Source organism: Methylopila turkensis (assembly GCF_027922325.1).
Lineage (GTDB): Bacteria > Pseudomonadota > Alphaproteobacteria > Rhizobiales > Methylopilaceae > Methylopila > Methylopila turkensis.
Genome location: NZ_BSFL01000003.1, coordinates 620,191 through 643,135, shown reverse-complemented (window position 1 = coordinate 643,135; position 22,945 = coordinate 620,191). Strand labels below are relative to the sequence as shown.

General features: G+C 70.3%; 18 protein-coding genes. 9 read left to right on the top strand and 9 right to left on the bottom strand.

Annotated features, from left to right (window positions below; all coding sequences use genetic code 11):
* The first annotated feature begins 11 nt into the window (after window positions 1-11).
* Genes lepB through era form a run of 3 tightly spaced genes read left to right on the top strand, consistent with a single transcriptional unit; the run spans window position 12 to window position 2,411 of the window.
* The gene (gene lepB, locus PKE78_RS14295) at window positions 12-770 is read left to right on the top strand and encodes a signal peptidase I (protein ID WP_271201571.1); all 759 of its coding nucleotides are present in this window, start codon (window positions 12-14) and stop codon (window positions 768-770) included.
* Window positions 767-1,486: a ribonuclease III gene (rnc, locus tag PKE78_RS14290; protein ID WP_271201570.1), complete on the top strand. Its 720-nt coding sequence runs from the start codon at window positions 767-769 to the stop codon at window positions 1,484-1,486. Before lepB ends, rnc begins: the two co-directional genes overlap by 4 nt.
* The gene (gene era, locus PKE78_RS14285; protein ID WP_271201569.1) at window positions 1,479-2,411 is read left to right on the top strand and encodes a GTPase Era; all 933 of its coding nucleotides are present in this window, start codon (window positions 1,479-1,481) and stop codon (window positions 2,409-2,411) included. The genes rnc and era overlap by 8 nt, the downstream gene beginning before the upstream one ends.
* 109 nt (window positions 2,412-2,520) lie before the next feature.
* Here era and PKE78_RS14280 read toward each other — a convergent pair whose 3' ends face one another.
* Window positions 2,521-5,163 (bottom strand): Rne/Rng family ribonuclease, encoded by a 2,643-nt coding sequence (locus tag PKE78_RS14280; RefSeq protein WP_271201568.1) that lies wholly within the window; start codon window positions 5,161-5,163, stop codon window positions 2,521-2,523.
* A gap of 764 nt (window positions 5,164-5,927) precedes the next feature.
* Between PKE78_RS14280 and PKE78_RS14275 the strand changes: the two genes are divergently transcribed.
* On the top strand, window positions 5,928-7,133 hold the full coding sequence (locus tag PKE78_RS14275) for an N-acetylmuramoyl-L-alanine amidase (protein WP_271201567.1): 1,206 nt from the start codon (window positions 5,928-5,930) through the stop codon (window positions 7,131-7,133).
* Window positions 7,134-7,302: 169 nt separating this feature from the next.
* Window positions 7,303-9,759 carry a penicillin-binding protein 1A gene (locus tag PKE78_RS14270; protein WP_271201566.1) on the top strand — a complete coding sequence of 819 codons (2,457 nt, stop codon included), beginning with the start codon at window positions 7,303-7,305 and terminating at the stop codon, window positions 9,757-9,759.
* Between the two features lie 60 nt (window positions 9,760-9,819).
* Here the strand turns inward: PKE78_RS14270 and PKE78_RS14265 are convergent, their stop codons facing one another.
* Window positions 9,820-10,128, bottom strand: coding sequence for an EthD family reductase (locus tag PKE78_RS14265; protein WP_271201565.1), 309 nt, complete (start codon window positions 10,126-10,128; stop codon window positions 9,820-9,822).
* A 144-nt stretch (window positions 10,129-10,272) separates the two neighbouring features.
* Between PKE78_RS14265 and prfB the strand changes: the two genes are divergently transcribed.
* Window positions 10,273-11,404 (top strand): peptide chain release factor 2 gene (gene prfB, locus PKE78_RS14260; protein ID WP_271201564.1). Its coding sequence is split into 2 segments (ribosomal slippage): window positions 10,273-10,341 and window positions 10,343-11,404, totalling 1,131 coding nucleotides; the frame shifts between segments, so codons are not numbered across the junction.
* A 3-nt stretch (window positions 11,405-11,407) separates the two neighbouring features.
* Here prfB and PKE78_RS14255 read toward each other — a convergent pair.
* Both PKE78_RS14255 and PKE78_RS14250 read right to left on the bottom strand, forming a co-directional pair.
* Entirely contained in the window at window positions 11,408-12,508 is a 1,101-nt protein-coding gene (locus tag PKE78_RS14255; protein ID WP_271201563.1) for a M23 family metallopeptidase, read from the bottom strand.
* 158 nt (window positions 12,509-12,666) lie between these two features.
* A complete protein-coding gene (locus PKE78_RS14250) occupies window positions 12,667-13,137 on the bottom strand; it encodes a peroxiredoxin (RefSeq protein ID WP_271201562.1) in 471 nt (156 codons plus the stop codon).
* A 263-nt stretch (window positions 13,138-13,400) separates the two neighbouring features.
* On the opposite strand from PKE78_RS14250, the gene PKE78_RS14245 reads away from it, so the two are divergent.
* Complete coding sequence (locus PKE78_RS14245) at window positions 13,401-16,700, top strand: YhdP family protein (RefSeq protein ID WP_271201561.1); 3,300 nt, start codon at window positions 13,401-13,403, stop codon at window positions 16,698-16,700.
* A 21-nt stretch (window positions 16,701-16,721) separates the two neighbouring features.
* On the opposite strand, the gene tyrS is transcribed toward PKE78_RS14245, so the two are convergent.
* Window positions 16,722-17,981, bottom strand: a complete 1,260-nt coding sequence (tyrS, locus tag PKE78_RS14240; RefSeq protein ID WP_271201560.1) for a tyrosine--tRNA ligase — start codon at window positions 17,979-17,981, stop codon at window positions 16,722-16,724.
* A gap of 212 nt (window positions 17,982-18,193) precedes the next feature.
* Between tyrS and PKE78_RS14235 the strand changes: the two genes are divergently transcribed.
* Window positions 18,194-19,294: an anhydro-N-acetylmuramic acid kinase gene (locus tag PKE78_RS14235; protein ID WP_271201559.1), complete on the top strand. Its 1,101-nt coding sequence runs from the start codon at window positions 18,194-18,196 to the stop codon at window positions 19,292-19,294.
* A 4-nt stretch (window positions 19,295-19,298) separates the two neighbouring features.
* On the opposite strand, the gene PKE78_RS14230 is transcribed toward PKE78_RS14235, so the two are convergent.
* The 4 genes from PKE78_RS14230 to trpC are packed head-to-tail and all read right to left on the bottom strand — an operon-like array spanning window position 19,299 to window position 22,193.
* Window positions 19,299-20,516, bottom strand: a complete 1,218-nt coding sequence (locus tag PKE78_RS14230) for a molybdopterin molybdotransferase MoeA (RefSeq protein WP_271201558.1) — start codon at window positions 20,514-20,516, stop codon at window positions 19,299-19,301.
* Entirely contained in the window at window positions 20,513-21,013 is a 501-nt protein-coding gene (gene moaC / locus PKE78_RS14225; RefSeq protein ID WP_271201557.1) for a cyclic pyranopterin monophosphate synthase MoaC, read from the bottom strand. The genes PKE78_RS14230 and moaC overlap by 4 nt, the downstream gene beginning before the upstream one ends.
* A gap of 11 nt (window positions 21,014-21,024) precedes the next feature.
* Window positions 21,025-21,372: a hypothetical protein gene (locus PKE78_RS14220; RefSeq protein ID WP_271201556.1), complete on the bottom strand. Its 348-nt coding sequence runs from the start codon at window positions 21,370-21,372 to the stop codon at window positions 21,025-21,027.
* Between the two features lie 14 nt (window positions 21,373-21,386).
* The gene (trpC, locus tag PKE78_RS14215; protein ID WP_271201555.1) at window positions 21,387-22,193 is read right to left on the bottom strand and encodes an indole-3-glycerol phosphate synthase TrpC; all 807 of its coding nucleotides are present in this window, start codon (window positions 22,191-22,193) and stop codon (window positions 21,387-21,389) included.
* Between the two features lie 116 nt (window positions 22,194-22,309).
* Between trpC and PKE78_RS14210 the strand changes: the two genes are divergently transcribed.
* Window positions 22,310-22,942 (top strand): LysE family translocator, encoded by a 633-nt coding sequence (locus PKE78_RS14210; RefSeq protein ID WP_271201554.1) that lies wholly within the window; start codon window positions 22,310-22,312, stop codon window positions 22,940-22,942.
* The last annotated feature ends 3 nt before the right edge of the window (window positions 22,943-22,945 follow it).

Sequence of the window (22,945 nt, the reverse complement as noted above, 5' to 3'; positions counted from 1 at the left end):
ACGGAACAGCGATGAGCGTAACCACGGACAAGAAGAAGAGCGCCGAGGGCGGGTTCGTCGAGATCGTCAAGATCGTCGTGCAGGCCCTGCTGATCGCTGTGGTGATCCGGACGGTGCTGTTCCAGCCCTTCAACATCCCGTCAGGATCGATGGAGAAGACGCTGCTCGTCGGCGACTATCTGTTCGTGTCCAAATACGCCTACGGCTACAGCCGGCACTCGCTGCCGTTCAGCCCGCCCGTTGGCGAGGGGCGCCTGCTCGGCGCCATGCCGAAGCGTGGCGACATCGCCGTGTTCAAGCTGCCCACGGACAATTCGACCGACTATATCAAGCGCGTGATCGGGCTGCCCGGCGACCGCATCCAGATGATGGACGGCGTGCTGATCATCAACGGCAAGCCGGTCCCGAAGGAGCGCCTCGACGACTACGTCGAGCGGCTGTCGGACGGCCAGACGCGCCGCATCCCCCGCTATCGCGAGACCCTCGACAACGGCGTCAGCTACGACGTGCTCGACATGGTCGAGAACGGCTTCCTCGACAACACGCCGGTCTACACGGTGCCCGAGGGGCATCTGTTCATGATGGGCGACAACCGCGACAATTCCACCGACAGCCGCGTCCAGTCGGCGGTCGGCTACGTGCCGTTCGACAATCTCGTGGGCCGGGCCGAATTGCTGTTCTTCTCGGTTGAGCGCGGTGAGCCGGCCTGGGCGGTGTGGAAGTGGCCGTGGACCGTGCGTTGGTCGCGCATCGGCACGTCGCTCAGATGAAGCGGCGCGCCGCGGCGCATAAGGAGCTGGAGGCGAAGCTCGGCCACGCCTTCGCCGACGGATCGCTGCTCGAACGCGCCCTGACGCACATTAGCGCCGCCAAGGCGTCCGACGGCCGGCTCGGCAGCTACCAGCGGCTCGAGTTCCTCGGAGACCGCGTGCTGGGGCTCGCGATCGCGAGCATGCTGATCGAGGCCTTTCCGACGTCGGACGAAGGCGATCTCTCGCGCCGCCTGGCGGAGCTCGTGCGGGCGGAAGCCTGCGCGGAGGTCGCCGCGGCGATGGAGCTCGCGCCCTTCATCCGGCTCGGCGCCGGCGAGGCCAGCTCCGGCGGCCGGAAGAAGACCGCCATCCTCGCCGACATCTGCGAGGCGGTGATCGGCGCGGTCTACCTTGACGGCGGCTACGAGCCGGCGCGGGATCTGGTGGACAGGTTCTGGCGCGAACGCATGCTGGCTCCGCGCCGCCCGCTGCGCGACGCCAAGACCGAGTTGCAGGAATGGGCCCAGGGACGGGGCCTGCCGACGCCCATCTATCAGGAAGTCGAGCGCTCAGGCCCCGATCACAGCCCGCATTTCCGCGTCGCGGTGGTCGTGGGCGGCCTCGGCGAGGCCGAGGGCGTCGGACGCTCGAAGCGCGAGGCGGAACAGTTCGCCGCGCGGACATTGTTGGCGGGCGCCGGAGCGGCGCGCCCGGAGGAGACGGATCATGTCTGAGCCCGACGCGGCTCCCGAAATTCCCGAAGGCGAGACCCGCTGCGGCTTCGTCGCGCTTGTCGGCGCGCCGAACGCCGGCAAGTCCACGCTGCTGAACGCGCTGGTCGGCGCCAAGGTCTCGATCGTCAGCCACAAGGTGCAGACGACGCGCGCGCTCGTGCGTGGGCTCGTGATCTCGGGCGGCGCTCAGATCGTGTTCGTGGACACGCCCGGCATCTTCGCGCCGAAGCGCCGGCTCGACCGCGCCATGGTCACCACCGCCTGGGGCGGGGCGGGCGACGCCGATCTCGTCGGGCTGCTGATCGACGTCCGCAAAGGCCTCGACGACGACAACCTGGCGATCCTCGACAAGCTCGCCAACAGCGGGCGCCGCAAGGTGCTGATCCTCAACAAGATCGACCAGGTGCGCCGCGACGCTTTGCTCGCAATCGCGCAGGAGGCGGCGGCGCGCGCGGCGTTCGAGCGGGTGTTCATGGTGTCGGCGCTCACCGGCGACGGCGTGAAGGATCTTGTCGCCTATTTCGCGGACGAGATGCCGGCCAGCCCCTGGCTCTACCCGGCCGACGACATCTCCGACCTGCCGCTGCGGGCCCTCGCCGCCGAGATCACCCGCGAAAAGCTGTTCGCGCGGCTGCACGACGAGCTGCCCTACGCCTCGACCGTCGAGACCGAGAAATGGGAGACGCGGGCCGACGGCTCCGTGCGCGTCGAGCAGACGATCTATGTCGAGCGCGAAAGCCAGAAACGCATCGTCATCGGCAAGGGTGGACAGACGGTCAAGGAAATTTCTATGCACGCGCGCAAGGAGATCTCCGAGATCGCGGAGACGACGGTGCACCTGTTCCTGTTCGTGAAGGTGCGCGAGAACTGGGCCGACGACCCGGAGCGCTACCGCGAGATGGGGCTGGAGTTCCCGCGCGGCTGACCGGCGGCGGGGGCGCGGGCCTCACGCGTCCGCGCCAAGGCGACGGAAAGAAAAAAGGCCCGGGCGTCAGCCCGGGCCTTTTCGCGTTCATTGGGCCGAGCCCTCGGTCTCAGCCGCCGAAGACCTTGCGGCTCCACCAGCCGGTGCGGCGCGGGCGCGAGGGGTCGGCGACGGCCTCCTCGAGCTCCGGTGTGCGCGCCGGAGACTCGGGCTCGGCTTCGGGTTCGGGCGCGGTCTCGACCTCGGCCGGACCGTCCACCAGAACCGGCTCCTCGGCTGCTGCGGTCTCCTCGACCGGAGCGGGCGCCTCGTCGGTCTCGACCGGCGGCGGCGACACGGCCGCGGCGCCCAACGCGATCTCGGCCGGCTCGGCCGCGACGTCGGAGACGACCGCTTCGGCCGGAACGGCTTCCGTGACCTCGTCCGAACCGTCGGCGTCCTTGCGGTTGCGACGGCCGCCGCGACGGCCGCGACGGCGGCGCTTGCCGTCGTCCTCGCCCTCGTCCGCAGACTTTTCCTCAACGGGAGCGGCCTCGACGGCGCCGTTCTCCTCGGGCGCCGCGGCTGCGGTCACCGCGAGAGGCTCCTCCGCCGCCACGTCGCTCACGACCGGCTCCTCGCCGCCGTTCGGCTCCGCGTCGGACTCCTCGCCCTCGTCGTCGGATTCGCCGGCCGCGCCCTGGACGCCGTTCGGCTCGCCGCCGCCGCGCCGCCGCCGCCTGCGGCGACGCCGGCGCCTGCCGCCGTCGGAGCCCTCGTCCTCGGCGTCACGCGCCGCCGGCGCCGCAGCCGCGACGGGCGCGATCTCCTCGGCCTCGTCTTCGGCCACGCTCTCGATCTCGTCGATCACCGTGTCGGGATCGATGCTGTCGACGCGCACCTGCGTCACCGGAGCCCTGGCCTCGCCGGTCGCGGGCTCTGTGCGCTCGATCAGCAGGTGCTGGCCGCTCGGCAGATGGCCCTCGGCGGCGAACAGCACGGCGACGCCGAAGCGCTGCTCGATCTCGCGCAGATGCCCGCGCTTCTGGTTCAGAACGTAGAGCGCGACGTCGTTGCGCGTCTTGACCAGCAGGTTGCGCGAGGCGTCCTTGCGCAGCGACTCCTCGATCATCCGCAGCACATGAAGCGCGACCGACGGCACGGCGCGCACGGTGCCGACGCCGTTGCAGTGCGGGCAGACCTCGCTGGACGATTCCAGCACGCCGGTGCGGATGCGCTGGCGCGACATCTCCATCAGGCCGAAATGCGAGATCCGGCCGAGCTGGATGCGCGCGCGATCGTCCTTGAGGCAGTCCTTCAGCTTCTTTTCGACCGCGCGGGTGTTCCGGCTCTCCTCCATGTCGATGAAGTCGATGACGATCAGGCCGGCGAGGTCGCGCAGGCGAAGCTGGCGGGCGACCTCTTCGGCCGCCTCCAGATTGGTGCGAAGCGCGGTGTCCTCGATGTTGTGCTCGCGGGTCGAGCGACCCGAGTTCACGTCGATCGCGACCAGAGCCTCGGTCTGGTTGATGACGATGTAGCCGCCGGACTTCATCGTCACGATGTTCGAGAACATCGCGTCGAGCTGGGCTTCGACGCCGGACTTCGAGAACAGAGGCTGGCTGTCGCGGTAGGGCTGGACGATCTTGGCATGGCTCGGCATGAGCATGCGCATGAAGTCCTTGGCCTCGCGGTAGCCTTCTTCGCCCGCGACCAGAACTTCGTCGATGTCCTTGTTGTAGAGGTCGCGGATCGAACGCTTGATCAGCGAGCCTTCCTCGTAGACCAGCGTCGGCGCCGACGACTTCAGCGTCAGGTCGCGCACGGTCTCCCAGAGCCGCATCAGATACTCGAAGTCGCGCTTGATCTCCGGCTTGGTGCGGCTCGCGCCCGCCGTGCGGAGGATGACGCCCATGCCCTCCGGCACCTCGAGGTCGGAGGCGACCTCCTTCAGGCGCTTGCGGTCCTGCGCGCTCGTGATCTTGCGGGAGATGCCGCCGCCGCGTGCGGTGTTCGGCATCAGCACGGAGTAGCGGCCGGCGAGCGAGAGGTAGGTGGTGAGGGCCGCGCCCTTGTTGCCGCGCTCCTCCTTGACGACCTGCACCAGCAGCACCTGGCGGCGCTTGATGACTTCCTGGATCTTGTAAGACCGGATGTGGCGCGGCTTGCGCTCCGGCAGGTCTTCGAGCGCGTCGCCGGCGCCGATCGACTCGACGGGATGCTCTTCTTCGCCGTGGTCGTCGTGGTCGACCTTCTCCTCCTGCTCCGCGACATGGGCCGCGACCGCGTCCTCAGCCTCCTCGGAGGCTTCGGGGGCTTCGCCGGCGCCTTCCGCGCCGCCGGCTTCGGAGGTCTCGCCGTCTGCGGCCTCCGCCGTCACGCTGTCGTCGCCGGAGGTCGGAGCGGCCTTCGGGCGGGCGCGTCCGCGGCGGCGGCGGCCCGCGGCGGGCTTCTCCTTCTCCTCGGCCTTCTCCTCGTCCGCGATCGCCTTCTCTTCCTCGGCGATCAGCGCCTGACGGTCGGCGACCGGGATCTGGTAGTAGTCGGGATGGATCTCGCTGAAGGCGAGGAAGCCGTGGCGGTTGCCGCCATACTCGACGAACGCCGCCTGCAGCGACGGTTCGACCCGGGTCACCTTCGCGAGATAGATGTTCCCGCGGAGCTGCTTGCGGTTCGCGCTTTCGAAATCGAACTCCTCAACGCGCGATCCGCGGACGACCACCACCCGAGTCTCCTCGGAGTGGGTGGCGTCGATAAGCATCTTGTTGGCCATGTACGGAACTCTTGAATGCGGCCGAGCGGGCCGCCTTCCGTCGCGGGCGACGGATCGGGCAGGGCGCTCAAGGCGCGGAATCGGCGCTCGGCAGGGTGGGATGTGGGAACGTCGGATGCGCGCGGCCGCGTCGTCGAAACCGTAGCGGTCGCGGTGACGGGGGCGCCGGCAGACGACGCGAGCCGGAGGGTCCGGCGAATCGAGGTCCGGGATGAAGCGTATGCGGCGTTCGGCGCCGTGCGCATTCTCCGGCGGACCTCGCAAATCGGTCTCCGCGCGCCGTGGCGGGCGCCCGGATGTGAAAAGATCGTCTGGACGCCAAAAGGCTTCCGGACGCTCACGGTCGCGACGACGACGAAACCGACGGTCCCGAGACTGGGCCGTGGCGAGCGGCCCTGACGCATGGGAGCGGGGACCGGCTACCCACCGCCCGGCGCTCGCCTCGCTTCCGGAATTTCAGGAAACGGTTGGCGCGACGCGAAAACAGGCGATGGTTCGACATCGCGGCGGTCCGACGAATTGGGTTCGACGGGACTCAGGTCGCCGCGACGTGAGCGACTTTTTATTAGCGGACCACGCTCCACATTGACAAGCTTCATCCTTGGGCGCCGCTGCGCCGTGGGCGCCCGGACCGACGGCGGTGCGTCACAGGCGCAACGGCGGCGGGGAAACCGGTCGCGCAGGTTTAATGCCGGGTTAACCGCGCGCTCCTAAATCTCCTAAACAGGCATGCCGACGACTGCGGAAGGGGTTGCTGGGCCGTCATGATTCGCCTGCTCTCGATCACGCTCGCCGCCGCGTTGTTCGCCTTCGCCGCCCCCGTGCGCGCGCAGCCTGCGAAGGCCGTGCCGGCCGCGACCGACAGCCGGCTCGCCGGCGACGAGCAGCGCACCCGGCTCGTGGTCGACCTCACCTCCGCCGTCGCGATCAACGCTTTCGTCCTCGCCGATCCCTACCGCGTCGTGATCGACCTGCCGGAAGTATCGTTCCGTCTGCCTGACAAGGCCGGCGAACAGGGGCGGGGGCTGATCTCCGCCTACCGTTTCGGCGTGTTCGCGCCCGGCCGGTCCCGGATCGTCGTCGACGTCCGCAAGCCGGTCGCGATCGACAAGGCCTTCGTGCTGGAGCCGGTCGAGGGGCAGCCCGCCCGGCTCGTGCTCGACCTGACGCCGACCGATCGGAAGAGCTTCCTGCAGTCCGTCGTCAGCTCGCGCGCCGAGGAGCCCGTCGCGTCCGTCGCCGCGAAGCCCGGCGGCGAGGAGCTTCCTGTCGTCGTGATCGATCCCGGCCATGGCGGCGTCGACCCCGGCGCGGCCGGTCCCGGCGACGTCAGCGAAAAGGACATCGTGCTCGATTTCGCCAAGCGCCTTAAGGACAAGATCGAGGCCTCCGGCCGCCGCCGCGTGGTGCTGACGCGCGACGACGACACCTTCGTCTCCCTGCCGGGCCGCGTCCGGATCGCGCGCGACAACGCCGCCGCGCTGATGATCTCGATCCACGCCGACACGCTGACAGACCCGTTCGGCGTCCGGGGCGCGACGATCTACACCCTGTCGGAGAAGGCGTCCGACAGGGAGGCCGAGCGGCTCGCCGAGAAGGAGAACCGCGCCGACCTGATCGCCGGCGTCGACCTCTCGGACGAGCCGGAAGAGGTCGCGGGCATTCTGTTCGACCTCACGCGCCGCGAGACCAAGGGTTTCACCTCCGATTTCGCCCGCCGGCTGGTCAAGGACCTGAAGAGCGCCGCGAAGCTGAACAAGAATCCGCTGCGGTCCGCCGGCTTCCGGGTGCTCAAGGCGCCGGACGTGCCCTCCGTGCTGCTGGAGCTCGGCTATCTCTCCAGCAAGGAGGACGCCAAGCTGCTGATGTCGGAGGCGTGGCGCGAACAGGCGACCGAGGCGGTGGCGAAGGCCGTGGCCGGCTACTTCGAGACCCGTATCGCGGCGGGCACACTCGGCCGAGTGAATTGAGCGTAAGGTCCGCGCGCCGTACAATCTCCACAAAGCGCCACGAAGCCGGTATGTGAGTGGGGGCCGGCGGGGCAGGGGCTTCGCCGACGGGCGTGACGCGAAAGCCGGAGAAGCCGCTGGCCGACCGGCGCATCCGCATGTTCCAGCCGCCGAAACGGAACGAGATTCGATGCGTCTGCTTGTCCGGTTCCTCGGGTTCCTGTTCGCGACCGGCACCGTGCTGGCGCTCTGCGCCGCCGCGGTGGTCGGCTATTTCGCGTGGAGCTACTCCCGCGAACTGCCGGACTACGAGCATCTGGCGAATTACGAGCCGCCGATCATGACGCGGCTCCACGCCAATGACGGCCGGCTGATCGCCGAATACGCCAAGGAGCGCCGGCTGTTCCTGCCGATCCAGGCGATGCCGAAGCGGCTGACGACCGCCTTCATCTCGGCCGAGGACAAGACCTTCTACAGCCATGGCGGCATCGACTTCCTCGGCGTCGCCCGCGCGGCGCTGCAGAACATCCAGAACCGCGATCGCCGGCCCCAGGGCGCCTCGACCATCACTCAGCAGGTCGCCAAGAACTTCCTGCTGACGAACGAGACCTCGATGGAGCGCAAGATCAAGGAAGCGCTGCTGTCGCTCCGGATCGAGCAGACCTACACCAAGGACCGCATCCTCGAGCTCTATCTCAACGAGATCTATCTAGGCCTCGGCGCCTATGGCGTCGGCGCGGCGTCGCTGGTCTATTTCGACAAGTCGGTCAACGAACTGACGCTCGCCGAGGCCGCCTATCTCGCGGCGCTGCCGAAGGCTCCCAACAATTACCATCCGTTCCGGTTTCCCGAGCGCGCCTTGGAGCGCCGCAATTGGGTGATCGACCGCATCGTCGAGAACGGCTACGCGACCCGCGAGGAAGGAGACGCGGCGAAGAAGGAGCCGATCGACGTCAACCCGCGGCCGACCGGCACGCAGCTTGTCGCCAGCGAGTACTTCAACGAGGAAGTGCGCCGCGTCGTCTACGAGAAGTACGGCGAGAAGGGCCTGTACGAAGGCGGTCTCTCGGTCCGCACCACCCTCGACCCGAAGATGCAGGTGCTGGCCCGGAAGGCGCTGAGCGACGGCCTCGTGGCCTTCGACCAGCAGCGCGGCTGGCGCGGCCCAGTGCGCGAGATCGACCCGCGCGGCGACTGGGGCGTCGCCCTGGCCGACGTGCCCGCATATGGCGACATCCCGTGGCGTCTCGCGGTCGTGCTCGACGCGGGCCAGGCCCAGGCGACCATCGGGCTGCAGCCGGGGCGCGACAAGAGCGGGGCGGTGACCCGGGAGCGGGTGACGGGCGTCATCCCGCTCGAAGGCGCGCGCTGGGCGAAATGGGCCAAGGGTCCTGAGCGCGGCCGCGCGGTCAAGACGGTGTCGCAGGTGCTGAAGCCGGGCGATGTCGTCTATGTCGAAGCGATCAAGCAGGGCGGTTCGGACTACCGGCTCCGGCAGGCGCCGGAAATCTCCGGCGGCCTGGTCGCGATGGATCCCTTCACCGGCCGCGTGCTCGCGCTCGCAGGCGGCTTCTCCTACGACGAGAGCCAGTTCAACCGGGCGACCCAGGCGCTGCGGCAGCCGGGCTCCTCGTTCAAGCCGTTCATCTACGCCTCGGCGCTCGACAATGGCTACACGCCCTCGAGCGTGGTCATGGACGCGCCGATCGAGATCAACCAGGGCGCCGGGGTCGGCGTCTGGAAGCCGGAGAACTACGCCAAGAAGTTCTATGGCCCGCAGACGCTGCGCTTCGGCATCGAGAAGTCGCGCAACGTCATGACGGTGCGCCTGGCCCAGGACATGGGCATGCCGCTGATCTCCGAATACGCCAAGCGGTTCGGCGTGATCGAGGATCTGCCGCCCTATCTGTCGATGTCGCTCGGCGCCGGCGAGACCACCGTGCTGCGCATGACCGCGGCCTATTCGATGTTCGCGAACGGCGGCAAGAAGATCACCCCGACCGTGATCGACCGCATCCAGGACCGCACCGGCAAGACCGTCTACCGGCACGACGACCGCGACTGTCAGGCGTGCACGGCGACGGCCTGGGCGCATCAGGACGAGCCCCGGCTCGTCGACCATCGCGAGCAGGTGCTCGACCCGATGACAGCCTACCAGATCACCTCGATGATGGAGGGCGTGGTCCTGCGCGGCACGGGCACCGGCGTGCGCGCGGTCGGCAAGCCGATCGCCGGCAAGACCGGCACCACCAACGACTACAAGGACGCCTGGTTCGTCGGCTTCTCGCCCGACCTCGCCGTCGGCGTCTACCTCGGTTACGACAAGCCGCGCTCCATGGGCGAGGGCGAGACCGGCGGCTCGATCGCGGCTCCGGTCTTCACGGAGTTCATGAAGGCGGCGCTCGCCGACAAGCCGGCGGTGCCGTTCCGGGTGCCGCCCGGCATCAAGCTGATCCGCATCAACCCGTCGAACGGGATGCGCGCCTCCGCGGGCGATCCGAAGATGATCCTCGAGGCGTTCAAGCCGGGAACGGCGCCGCCGGACAGCTACTCGATCATCGGCCAGGCCGCGCCGTCGAACCGGCCGGATACCGTCACGCCCGAGGCGGACCGGGCCGTGCGTTCCGGCACCGGCGGGCTTTACTGAAGGCCGTGGCGCGGGGCGCGCTGGTCAGCGCCCCGCAGCCTTTTTAACGGATGGAAGCGGTCAGCCTTCGGTGGCGTCGATGACCGCGATCGTAGGCGCGTCCGGCGAATAGTTCGGAATGTCCGCCACCGCCGCCTGGCCTTCCGGCGAGCCGAGCGCCGCCTCGAGCGCGGCCTTGCTCTCCCAGGTGCCGACGAAGATCCAGAAGTAGGGGCCTTCGCCGCCGTCCGGGCCGGTGGAGGGGCCGAAGGCGTGGTTCTTGAGGCCCGGCATCTTGGCCACGAGCGGGACATGGGTTTCGCGGAAGTAGCTGTCGAACCGCTCGGGATCGGCCGGCTTCGGGTACATGACGACGAGCTTGACGCTCATGGGACGTGTCCTTCCTGTCTTGCGCCGCGGCGGATCGTCCGCGACGGGCGGACAAGTAGGGCGCGCGCCGCGGTTTACAGACCGGCGATCGCCGGGCTAACAGACGCATCCCGTTTCCCCACGTGAAGCACCACGCGAAGGCCCATGCGCGCCGAGATCGAAACCCTCGTTCAGGACATCGAGCAGTCAGTCGGGCTGCTGAGGAGGCATCTTTGACTGGGACGCCTCGAAATCCCGCCTCGAAGAGCTGAACCATCAGGCCGAAGACCCGACCCTCTGGGACGACCCGGAGACGGCGCAGAAGGTCATGCGCGAACGCACGTCGCTCGAGGACTCCATGTCCGGCGTCGAGCGGATCGAGCGTGAGCTGAAGGACAATCTCGAGCTGATCGAGCTCGGCGAGATGGAGGGCGACGCCGACGTCGTCGCCGAGGCCGAGAAGGCGCTGCGCGCGCTCAAGGCCGAAGCCGCGCGCCGCCAACTCGAATCGCTGCTGGCCGGCGAGGCCGACGGTTTCGACACCTTCCTGGAGGTCCATCCCGGCGCCGGCGGCACCGAGAGCCAGGACTGGGCCGAGATGCTGCTGCGCATGTACACGCGCTGGTCGGAGCGTCGGGGCTTCAAGATCGAGGTGGTCGACCACCAGAACGGCGAGCAGGCCGGCATCAAGTCCGCCACGCTGCAGATCAAGGGTCACAACGCCTATGGCTGGCTGAAGACCGAAGCCGGCGTTCACCGGCTCGTGCGCATCTCCCCGTTCGATTCGAACGCCCGGCGGCAGACCAGCTTCGCCTCGATCGACGTCTATCCCGTGATCGACGACTCGATCAAAATCGAGATCAATGAGAGCGACGTGCGCGTCGACACGATGCGCTCCGGCGGCGCCGGCGGACAGCATGTCAACAAGACCGAGTCGGCCGTGCGTCTCGTGCACAACCCGACCGGCATCATGGTGGTGAGCCAGGGCGACCGCTCGCAGCACAAGAACCGCGCCACCGCGTGGGAGATGCTGCGCGCCAAGCTCTACGAAGCCGAACTCAAGCGGCGCGAGGCCGAGGCCGCCGCGGACCAGGCCGCCAAGACCGACATCGGCTGGGGCCATCAGATCCGCTCCTACGTGCTGCAGCCGTATCAGCTCGTGAAGGATCTGCGCACGGGCTACACCTCGACCTCGCCGCAGGACACGCTCGACGGCGATCTCGACGGCTTCATGGAGGCCACCCTCGCCCTGCGCGCCTACGGCACCAAGGCCGGCGAGATCGACGACGCCGACTGACGCTCAGTCGATCGCGGCGAGCGTCCGCCCCGCGCGAAGAAACCGCATGGGATCGACGGCGTCGCCGTCGATCCGGGTCTCGTAGTGCAGATGGGGGCCGGTCGAACGGCCGGTCGAGCCGACCCGGCCGATGATCTGACCGGCCTTCACCGTCTGGCCTGACGTGACCGCGGCGAAGGACATGTGCGCGAAGCGGGTGGTCAGGCCCCCGCCGTGGTCGATCTCGACCATCAGCCCGTACCCGCCGTTATAGCTGGATTCGACCACCCGCCCGGGCGCGGTGGCGCGGATCGGCTCGCCGCCCTCGCTCGCGAAGTCGACGCCGGCGTGCAGGGCCGGCTGGCCCAGGAACGGATCGATCCGCGAACCGAATCCGCTCGAGACCGAGGAGCCGGACGGCGCGGGCGAGCGCAGCGGGGCGGCGTCGAGCTGGCGCCGCAGCGCCTCCGCCTCGGCGTGGTCGGCGTAGAGCCTGCGAATGCGGTCGTCGACGCCTTGCCCGACGGGGAGGGGCTCGAACGGGCCGCCGCGGCCGAGACCGTCGCCGCCGAGCCGGCGCGCGAGGCCGAGCGAGTCCCAGACCTGCGCCATCTTGCGCCGACGTTCGTTCACGCGCGCCGCCGTCTGTTCGAGCAACGCGGTCTGGCGGTTCTCGGCCCGGTCGATCGCGGCGGCGAGCGTCTCCATCCGGTCCAGCCCGCTGCGGCGCTGCGGCTCGGTCGCGCCAGTGAGGTCGTCGAAGGCGCTCGTCGGTCTGTCGAGCGGCTGCGGCTTGGTCGTGTAGCTCAGGGGTTGGGCGCTGGAGGGAGCGTCCGCCAGAGCGGCGCCCCCGAGCGTCGCGAGCGCGGTCTGGCGACGCTCCAGCGCCTCCTGCCGCTTCAGAAACTCCGTGAAACGCTGCTCCACGCCGGTCTGCTCCACGAGCCGGCGGGTGCGCAGGCGCTCAAGCTCGTTCCGGAGGTCGGCGACCTGGGCGTCGTAGCCTTGCTCGGCCGCCTTCGCGCCGCGGCGGAGCTCCGCGACCACGGTGTCGTGGAAGGCGATGTAGAACCCCGCGCCGAGCGCCCACAGCACGACCAGCGCGAGACAGGCGCCGAGCGCCATGGCGCCATGCCTCGGAAGGCGTATCGCCGTGGTTCGCCCGCCGCGATCGATCAACAGCAGATCGCCGGCGGCGGGTCGAGATGGCATCGGCTGGCCCCGTTTTGGTGACCTCGCCAACGTGGCCTGTTAGGGTTAACCCCGCCCTAACGCGCGGCGTCTCACAGCTCTTTCACAGCGCTCAGGACCTCGTCGGCGTGGCCCGGCACCTTCACCTTCGGCCACACGCGGGCGACCCGGCCTTCGCCGTCGATCAGCACGGTCGTCCGCGCCACGCCCATGCTTTTGCGGCCGTACATGCTCTTTTCCACCCAGACGCCATAAGCTTGCAGCATCTCGCGGGTTTCATCGGAGCCGAGAGCGAGCTGCAGGTCGTACTTGGCCCGGAACTTGTCATGGCTCTCGACGCTGTCGCCCGACACGCCGACGACCACCGCGCCGGCCGCCTCGAACTCGTCGCGCAGGCCGTTGAAGGCGATCGCCTCGGCGGTGCATCCGGAGGTGTCGTCCTTGGGGTAGAAGTACAGCACGACCTTCTTGCCGCGCAGCTCCCGCAGCCCGATCGCGCCGCCTCCGGCGGCGGGCAGCTCGAAATCGGGAGCCGGAGCGCCAACTTCCAATGCGTGCGGCATCGCGTTACCTCGATGTTTATGAGCCTCGCGCCACTTCTATCGCAGCGCGATCGCGTGGTCAGCACGGCCGAGCGTTTCAGGCGCTCCGTAGGGCGCAGGGGGGCGCCTCGCCGAGCGTGAACTGCACCTGACGACAAGGGGGACGCCGCCGACCGATGCCCGAACCGAACGTTCCTCCGCCGCGTGCGCGCGCCGTGGCGACGCAGTGGCTTGGACGTCCGTTCCGCGCACGGACGCGGCCGGACGGCTCGCCGGCGTCGCCCGTGATCACCATCCGACGCGGCGTGCGGCTGGCGGCGGGCGGGGCGGCCGGCGTGGTCATCGTCCTCCTCGCCGTATGGCTCGCGATTCTCTACATGCCGCTGCCCGCCTCGCAGGTCGCGCCGCGCGTCGCCGCCGCGCTGCAGGAACGGCTCGGGCCAGACTACGTCGTCAGCGTCGCCGACGCCGAACTTCACCGCGGCGGCGAAGGCGTCGAGCTCCGGCTCGTCGATCTGGCCATCGCGCGCAAGGACGGCCCCGTGGTCGCGGAGGCGCCGCGGGTCGAGCTCCGGGTCGACGGCATGAGCCTGCTGACAGGCTCGGTGGTCGTGCGATCCGTCCATGTGACCAACCCCCGGCTCGACATGCAGTTCGACGCCGCGTTCGGCGGGGCGTCCGTGCGGGCCGACCTGCCGCGCCGGATCCACGACGGCGTCGTCGATCTCGACCGGCTGCTTGGCCGGGACGGCGCTGCTGGCGCGCTCGAGGAGGTGGACGTGACGGGCGCGACCTTGCTGGTCGCGCCGCGCAGCCGCGCGCCGCTCAACCTCGACGGCGTCGATCTGCGCCTCACGCGCGCGGAAGGAGGAGCGTTCAGCCTGACCGCCTCGTCGGCGCGGGCGGCCGAGCGCTGGACCACGGCCGTCACGGTCAAGCCGGAGGGCGACGCGCGGCTGATCGATCTCGGGTTCGAGAACGTCGATCTGGCGCCCTATTCCGCGCCCTTCGCGGCCAAGGCCGGCGCGGCTCCGCTCAAAGGCCGCGTCTCGGGCCATCTGAGCGCGCGCATCGGGGCGGATGGCGCCCTGCGTGCGGGCGGCGGACGCCTGGCCGGAAGGGCGCTCCAGATCGCGACGCCGAGCGCGCCGACGGATCCCGCCTTGCCGGCGATCGAGTTCGATGCGCTCCAGCTCGCCGTCGCGTGGGACCCAAGCGCCGGCGCGCTGGTGATCGAGCCGTCGCGGATCGCAGGCCGCGGCGGGCAGATGAGTTTTTCCGGCCGCATCGCCGCGCCGGCAGGCGACCGGCCGCTGTGGACCTCGACCTTGGAAGGTCGCGACGTGCTGCTCGCGGCGGAGAGCGGGGGAGAGCCGCCGCTGCGGCTCGACCGCATCTCCATCGACGCGACCTTCGACGCCGCCGCCGGAGTGTTCGAGCTGTCCAAGGCGCAGTTTCTCGGACCGACCGCCAAGGCGGCGATGACCGGGCTGGTGCGTTTCGAGGGCGACAGTCCGGCGATCCGGCTCGGGCTGGTGAGCGAGCCGATGCCGGCCTCCGCGCTGAAGCGCATGTGGCCGTTCTTCATGGCGCCGGCGGCGCGGTCCTGGGTCGTCGAGAACGTCAGCGGCGGAACGGTGGACGAGCTCTCGCTCAGCCTGGACGTGCCCTCCGGAGCGCTCGCCCGGGGCGGTCCGCTGCCGGACGGATCGCTCGCGCTCGCCGTCATGTTCTCGAACGCGACCCTGCGCGGCAAACCCGGCCTGCCCTGGATCGAGGGCGCCGGCGGCCGTGTCGACGCCAGCGCCCGGCAGGTGACCGCCGCGATCGGGGACGCCTATGTCAGCGGCGCGAAGGACACGCTCAGGCTCAGCGCGGTTCGTTTCGACGCGCCCGACATCACGCCCAGCAATCCAAGGGCGACGGTCACGTTCAAGGCGGATGGCGGGATCGACCCCGTCATGATGCTGCTCGCCTCCGGCGCGGCGGGCGCGAATCCTCTGCCCGCCGGGTTCGACGCGTCAAAGGTGTCGGGCCGGGTGACCGCGGACGTGTCGGTCGGCGTCGACCTCGGCCACCCGCCGGCCGCCCCCGGACCCGGGACGGCGGTGGCCGTGAAGGCGACGCTCTCAGACGTCACGATCGCCAGCGTGTTCGCCGGCCGCGCCTTCGAGAACGGGGCGTTCCGCATCAATGTCGCGAACGGCAAAACCGACCTCTCCGGCAAGGGCCAGATCGGCGGGGCGCCGACCACCATCGTCGTGGCGGAGAAGCCTTCGACGGACGGCGCGCTCAAGCGCGAGCTGACCGCGACCCTGACGGCGGACGCCGGCGACCTGACCCGTCTGGGCTTCGACGTGCCGGGAACGTTGCGCGGCGCGGTTCCGCTCGAAGCGTCGATGTCGATCGACGAGCCCGGCGCGCCGATCTCGCTGTCCGCGGACTTGAAGACGGTGGGGATCGACGGCGTCGTGCCGGGCTTCCGCAAGCCCGTCGGGCAGCCCGGCCGCCTGGCCTTCACCATCGACAAGTCGGCCGACAAGACCACCGTGCGGAATTTCGCGATCGAGAGCGGCGACCGCAGCGTGCGCGGCGCGCTGACCTTCGGCCCGAAAGGCGAGTTCCTTTCGGCGACGCTGCCGATCTACCGGCCAGGCCCCGGCGACGACGCCCGCGTGGAGATCGAAAAGGCGCGGACCGGATCGACCAAGGTGCTGGTGCAGGGCGCCTCGCTCGATCTCAAGCCGCTGCTCGACGCCTTCCGCGGCAAATCGGCCGCGGCGCGCGCCTCGACCTCCGGCGGTGGCGCGCCAGCGATGCCGAAGACGCTGGACGTGACCGCAAAACTCGGCACCGGCCTCGGTTATGGCGGCGAGGCGCTCGCGGGTCTCGACCTCAAGCTCGCCATGCGCGACGGCAAGATCACCGACGCGGACGGCTCCGCCCGGCTTGGCGCCGGCGCCATCAGGCTCGCCACCGCGGAGGACGGGCGGCTGCGGCTGACGGGACAGGACGCCGGCGCCTTCTTCCGGCTTGCCGATCTCTACGGCCGGATCGACGGCGGCGTGTTCGACCTCAGGGCTTCGCTCGTCGGCGGACCGGGCCTGCTGCGAATGCGCGACTTCGCCGTGCGCAACGAGGACGCGCTGGTGCGGGCGCGGCAGAGCACCGGCGCCGACCGTGGCGGCGGCAGCGCGACCCGGTTCGACCGGCTGCGCATCGCCTTCGTCGAGGGCGGCGGCAAGATCGACGTGAAGGAGGCGGCGCTGACCGGCCCCCAGCTCGGCGCCACGCTGGAAGGCCTCGTGGACTACTCCGCGGACAAGGTGTCGATGGTGGGCACCTTCGTGCCGGCCTATGCGCTCAACAACCTGTTCGCGCGGGTGCCGATCCTCGGAGCGCTGCTCGGCGGCGGCGAGCATGGCGGGCTGGTCGGCGTGACCTTCCAGGTGACCGGCCGCACCGGCGCGCCGGTGGTGACGATCAACCCCGTGTCAGCCGTCGCGCCCGGTTTCCTGCGCAAGATGTTCGAGTTTCGCCAGGACGGCGGCGACGCCGCCCGCGCGCCCGCCACGCAGCAGTAGAGGCGAGCGGCGGCCGTCAGTTCAGGCCTTCGGCCGCAGCAGCACGTGCTTCTTGCGGCCGAGCGAGAGCTTGACGACGCCTTCGGGCGTCAGGTCGCCGTTCGTCAGGGTCGCGCGCTCGTCCGTCACCGGCTTGTCGTTGACGCGCAGGCCGCCGCCCTTCACCTGCCGGCGGGCTTCGCCGTTGGAGGCGACGAGCTTCGCGATCTCGGCGAAGGCGGTCAGCACGCCGAGGCCGGCGGCGAGCGCCGAGGCCTCCACCTCGACCGTCGGCAGGGTGTCGGCGAGAGCGCCTTCCTCGAAGGTCTTGCGGGCGGTGGCCTCGGCCTCCTCCGCGGCGGCGCGGCCGTGGACGAGCGCAGTGGCCTCGGTCGCCAGCACTTTCTTCGCCTCGTTGATCTCAGCCCCGTCGAGCGCCCCGAGCCGCTCGATCTCCGGCAGCGGCAGGTCCGTGAACAGCTTGAGGAAGCGCACGACGTCGGCGTCCTCGGTGTTCCGCCAGTACTGCCAGAACACGTAAGGGCTCGCCATGTCGGCGTTCAGCCACACGGCGCCGCCGGCGGTCTTGCCCATCTTGGCGCCCGAGGCGGTGGTGATGAGCGGGCAGGTGAGGGCGAACACGCCGGCGCCGTCCACCCGCCGCGACAGCTCGATGCCGTTGACGATGTTGCCCCACTGATCGGAGCCGCCCATCTGCAGCCGGCAGCCGTAACGCCGGTTCAGCTCCAGGAAGTCGTAGGCCTGCAGGATCATGTAGTTGAATTCGAGGAAGGAGAACGGCTGCTCCTGCTCGAGCCGGTTCTTCACGCTGTCGAAGGACAGCATGCGGTTGACCGAGAAATGCCGGCCGATCTCGCGCAGGAACGGCACGTATTCGAGCCTGTCGAGCCATTCCGCGTTGTCGACCATGATCGCGTCGGTCGGGCCGTCGCCGAAGCCCATGAACTGCTGGAAGACGGTTTTGATCGACTGCTTGTTCGCAGCGATCTGGGCGTCGTCGAGCAGCGGGCGCTGGGTGTCGCGGAACGAGGGGTCGCCGATCTTGGTCGTGCCGCCGCCCATCAGCACGATCGGCTTGTGGCCGGTCTGCTGCAGCCGCCGCAGCATCATGATGTTGGCCATATGGCCGACATGAAGGCTCGGCGCCGTCAGGTCGTAGCCGATATAGGCCGTGACGATTCCCTCGCTCGCGAGCTGGTCGAGCGCGACCGGGTCGGAGATCTGGTGGATCTGGCCGCGCTCCTCGAGCAGGCGCAGGAAATCGGATTTGTACGCGGTCATCGGGCGTCAGGAACTTTCGGCGGATCGAACGGGACGAAGGGGTTTAGCGCAGGACGTCCGATATCGGAACCGCATCGTCATGCCCCGGTTCATCCGGGGCATCCAGACTTTCATTCGCTGGCGCTTGATGATCAAAACTGGATCCCCCGGACAAGCCGGGGGATGACGAGCGTGCTTTGCAGCGGCGTAAACAACCGTCGAATGGAGGCGACATGCGCGCGATCGGGCTGATGAGCGGCACCTCCTTCGACGGCGTCGACGTGGCGCTGGTGGAGACCAACGGCGAGCGGATCGAGGCGTTCGGGCCTTCGGGCTATCGGCCCTACACGTCCGCGGAGCGGCGCGTGCTGTCGCAGGCGCTGGCGGACGCGGTCGCGATCGAGCGACGGACCGAACGGCCGGGAGCAGTTGCGGCGGCGGAGGGCGTCGTGACGGCGGCGCATGCCGAGGCGGTCGAGCGTTTTCTGCGCGAGCACGGCGTCGGCGCGGACGACGTCGACGTGGTCGGCTTCCATGGCCAGACGGTGCTGCACAGGCCGGAGGCGGGGCTGACGGTCCAGATCGGCGACGGGCTTGCGCTCGCCCGGCGGCTCGGGCTGCCGGTGGTCTACGATTTCCGCGCCGCGGACGTGGCGGCCGGCGGGCAGGGCGCGCCGCTTGCCCCGACGATCCACCCCGTGCTGCTGCGCGGGCTCGACCTGCCGCGTCCGCTCGCCGTGCTGAACCTCGGCGGCGTCGGCAACGTCACCTTCATCGGCGCGGATGGCGAACTCGTCGCCTTCGACACCGGCCCCGCCAACGCGCTGATGGACGACCGCCTCATGCGGGAGACCGGCGAGGCCTTCGACCGCGACGGCGCGATCTCCGCCTCCGGAGCCGTGGACGAGGCGGCGCTCGCGCGGCTCATGGACAACCCATATTTCGGCGTGGAGCCGCCGAAGTCGCTCGACCGGAACGCTTTCAGCGCCGGGCCGACCGAGGCGCTGCCGCTCGCCGACGCGCTGGCGACGCTCGCCGCTTTCACGGCCGAGACGGTCGTCCGCGCCGCGGCGCATCTGCCGAAGCCGCCTGCGCTCTGGATCGTCGCCGGCGGCGGCGCGCGCAACCCGACGCTGCTCGATCTGCTGCGCCGGCGGCTCGGCGCCGACGTGCGGACCGCGGACGCGGTCGGCCTCTCGGCGGACGCGCTCGAGGCGCAGGCCTTCGCGGTGCTCGCGGTGCGCAGCCTGCGCGGCCTGCCGCTGACCTATCCCGGCACCACCGGCGCGCCGCGCCCGCTGACGGGCGGCCTGCTCGCGCGGCCTGACGCCTGACGCCTCAGAGCGGGTAGGGCAGCTCCAGGATCAGGCAGGGGTCGCCGGCCGACGCCGCCGGAGCGTTCGGCGCGCGCACCAGCAGGCATTCGGCGTCGGCGAGCGGCCGCAGCATGGACGAATCCTGCCGGGGAAACGCGGTGGCGACGGGACGCCCCGCGTCGTCAAAGCTCAGCGCCGCGCGCATATAGTCCTCGCGGTGGTCGTTCGCCGGCATGTCGCGGCCAAGCCGGGCGGGCCTGAGCCCGGGCGTGGCGTCGGCGCGCCCCGACAGCCTGCGCAGCGCGGGGACGAGGAACAGCAGCGCGCAGACGATCGCCGACACCGGGTTGCCCGGCAGGCCGAGCACGAGCGTGGCGTCCCTGCGCCCCGCCATCATCGGCTTGCCCGGCCGCATGGCGATCTTCCAGAAGTCGAGCGCTACGCCCGCCTCCTCCAGCACGGGACGGACGAGATCGTGGTCGCCGACCGAGGCGCCGCCGAGCGTGACGAGGATGTCGGCCTCGGCCGCGAACGCGCGCTCGACCGCGGCCCGGATGGCGTCGCGGTCGTCGGGCGCGATCCCGAGGTCGATCGCCTCGCCGCCCTCGCCGGCGACGACGCCCGCGATCGCGAAGGCGTTCGAGGCCACGATCTGGTCGGGGCCGACCTCGGCGCCGGGGGCCACGAGTTCGTCGCCGGTCGCGAGAATGGCGACGCGCGGCCGGCGTGCGACGGAGAGCGCGCCATGGCCGAGCGCCGCGGCGAGCGCGAGGTCGCGCGCGCCGAGCCGGCGTCCGGCGTCGAGCAGGGTTTCGCCGGCCTGGAAGTCAAGCCCGGCGCGGCGGATGTGGCGTCCGGCGAGCGCCGCCTCGCGCGGCGTGACGGCGTCGCCGTCGCGGTCCGCGTCCTCCTGCAGCAGGACGGCGTCCGCGCCCTTCGGGACCGGCGCGCCGGTGAAGATGCGCGCCGCGTCGCCGGCGCCGATCTCGCCCGCGAAGCTGCGCCCGGCCGCCGACTCGCCGACGACCTTGAGCCGCGCTCCAACTGTGGCGTCGGCGGCGCGCACCGCGTAGCCGTCCATGGCCGAGCAGTCCCAGGGCGGCTGCGTGCGCAGGGCCGCGAGCGGCGCGGCGAGCGTGCGCCCGAGCGCGTCGCCGAGGGCTACGGTCTCCGCCGGCTTCGGGGTCAGTCCGTCGAGGATGCGGGCGCGGGCGTCGACGACCGGCAGCAGCGCGCTCACGAAAACGCCTCGACGCGGAAATCCCCGGAGCGGCCGCCGGATTTGGCCTTCAGCCGCACGCCCTCGATGCGCATGCCGCGGTCGACCGCCTTGGCCATGTCGTAGATCGTGAGGCAGGCGACGGTCACCGCGGTCAGCGCCTCCATCTCGACGCCGGTCGGCCCGGTGGTCCGCGCCGTCGCGGTCACGACGACGCCGGGCAGCGCAGGGTCAGGCGCAAGCTCCACGGACACCTTCGACAGCAGCAGCTGATGGCAGAGCGGGATCAGCTCGTGGGTCCGCTTCGCCGCCATGATTCCCGCAAGCCGTGCGGTTCCGAGCACGTCGCCCTTCTTCGCCTCCCCGGACACGACGAGGTCGAGCGTCGCGGGCGCCATGATCACCCGCCCCTCGGCGGTCGCCTCCCGCCGGGTCGCGTTCTTGTCGCCGACGTCCACCATGTTCGCCTCGCCCGACGACGAGAGATGCGTGAGCCGCGGCGCGTCCTTGTCGGTCATTTCAGAGCCTCTCAGCGCGCGAGGGCGGACACGAGGTCCGCGATGACGGCCCCGAACACGCCGCAGCCGGTCAGGATCAGACCGGCGAGATAGAGCCTGCGGGAGCGATCGTAGACGGGCCGCGCCAGCCCTTCGACCGGCAGGAGCAGCGCCAGCGCCCAGATCTGAAGGATCGAGCCCAGAATGATCGCGGCGGCGGGAGGCCCGTCATAGAACCGCCAGACGCCGGGGCTCGAAGCCCACTGTGCGAGGAAGCCCAGCGAGAACGACAGCGTGATGCCGAACGCCGTGATCGTGCCGTTGCGGAACACCGCCTCCACGTCGGGCGACGCCTTGTCCGGGTCCGCCTGTTCGGTCATGGCGCGAGACGCGGTCAGGCGGCGACGTCGGTGGGGGCAAGCAGCGCGCGGGTCGCCGCCGCCACGTCCGCCTGGCGCATCAGGCTCTCGCCGACCAGCAGCGTGCGGCAGCCGACCTCGGCGAGGCGGGCCACGTCGGCGGGCGTGAAGATCCCGCTCTCGCCCACGAGGATGCGGTCCGGGGGCGTCGCCGCCGCGAGGCGTTCGGTCGTCTCCAGCGTCACCTCGAACGTACGGAGGTTGCGGTTGTTGACGCCGACCAGCCGGCCGCCGAGCGGCAGCGCGCGGTCGAGCTCCTCGGCGTCGTGGACCTCGACCAGCGCGTCCATTCCGAAGTCGGCGGCGGCGGTCATGAGATCGCGCGCCTCGTCGTCGGTGACGGCCGCCATGATGATCAGGATGCAGTCCGCGCCGAGCGCGCGCGCCTCCGCCACCTGGTAGGGCTCGTAGAGGAAGTCCTTGCGGATCACCGGCAGCGCGACGGCTTCGCGCGCGGCGACGAGATAGTCCGGCGCGCCCTGGAAGGAGGGGCCGTCGGTCAGCACCGACAGGCAGGTCGCTCCGCCGTCGGCATAGGCGCGCGCCAGCGCCGGCGGGTCGAAATCGGCGCGGATCAGGCCCTTGGACGGGCTCGCCTTCTTGATCTCCGCGATCAGCGCGGTTTGGCCCGCGTCGTGCGCCTGCTCGATGGCGCGCACGAAGCCGCGCGGCGCGGACGCGCGATCGGCCGCCGTCCTGACCGCCTCGAACGGGCGGGCTGCCTTGGCGTCGGCGATCTCGCGGCGCTTATAGGCTTCGATGCGGGCGAGGATGTCGGTCATCGGCCATCGCTTCCGGTGATGGAGCGCGTCAAGGCTTTGCGTGAGCGCGCAGGCTGCCGACGATCTATGGTCCAAAACCGTCGGCGCCCGCAACCTCGCGTCGGGGAGCGGAAGCCATGCCCGACGTCTCGACCCTCATCGCCTTCGCCGCCGTGTCGCTCGGCATGGTTCTGACGCCCGGTCCGAACATGCTCTACCTGATTTCGCGCTCGCTGACGCAAGGGCCGGCGGCCGGGCTGATCTCGCTCGGCGGCGTCGCGCTCGGCTTCGTGTTCTACATGCTCTGCGCCGCCCTCGGCATCACCGCGCTCGTCATGGCCGTGCCTTACGCCTACGACGCGCTCCGCATCGCCGGCGCGGCCTATCTCGGCTGGCTCGCCTGGCAGGCGCTGCGGCCCGGCGGCTCCTCGCCGTTCCAGCCGCGCCCGCTGCCGCCGGACGGGCCGCGGAAGCTCTTCCTGATGGGCTTCCTCACCAATCTGCTCAATCCGAAGATTGCGATGCTCTATCTCGCGCTGCTGCCGCAGTTCATCGACCCGGCGCGCGGCTCCGTGCTCGGGCAGACGTTGACCCTCGGCGCGACGCAGATCGCCATCAGCGTCGGGGTGAACGCGCTGATCGCGGTCAGCGCCGGCGCGATCTCGAGCTTTCTCGCGCGTCATCCGTTGTGGCTGCGCACGCAGCGCTGGCTGATGGGGCTGGTGCTGGGCGGGCTCGCGCTGCGGCTCGCTCTCGAAAGCCGGCGCTGACGC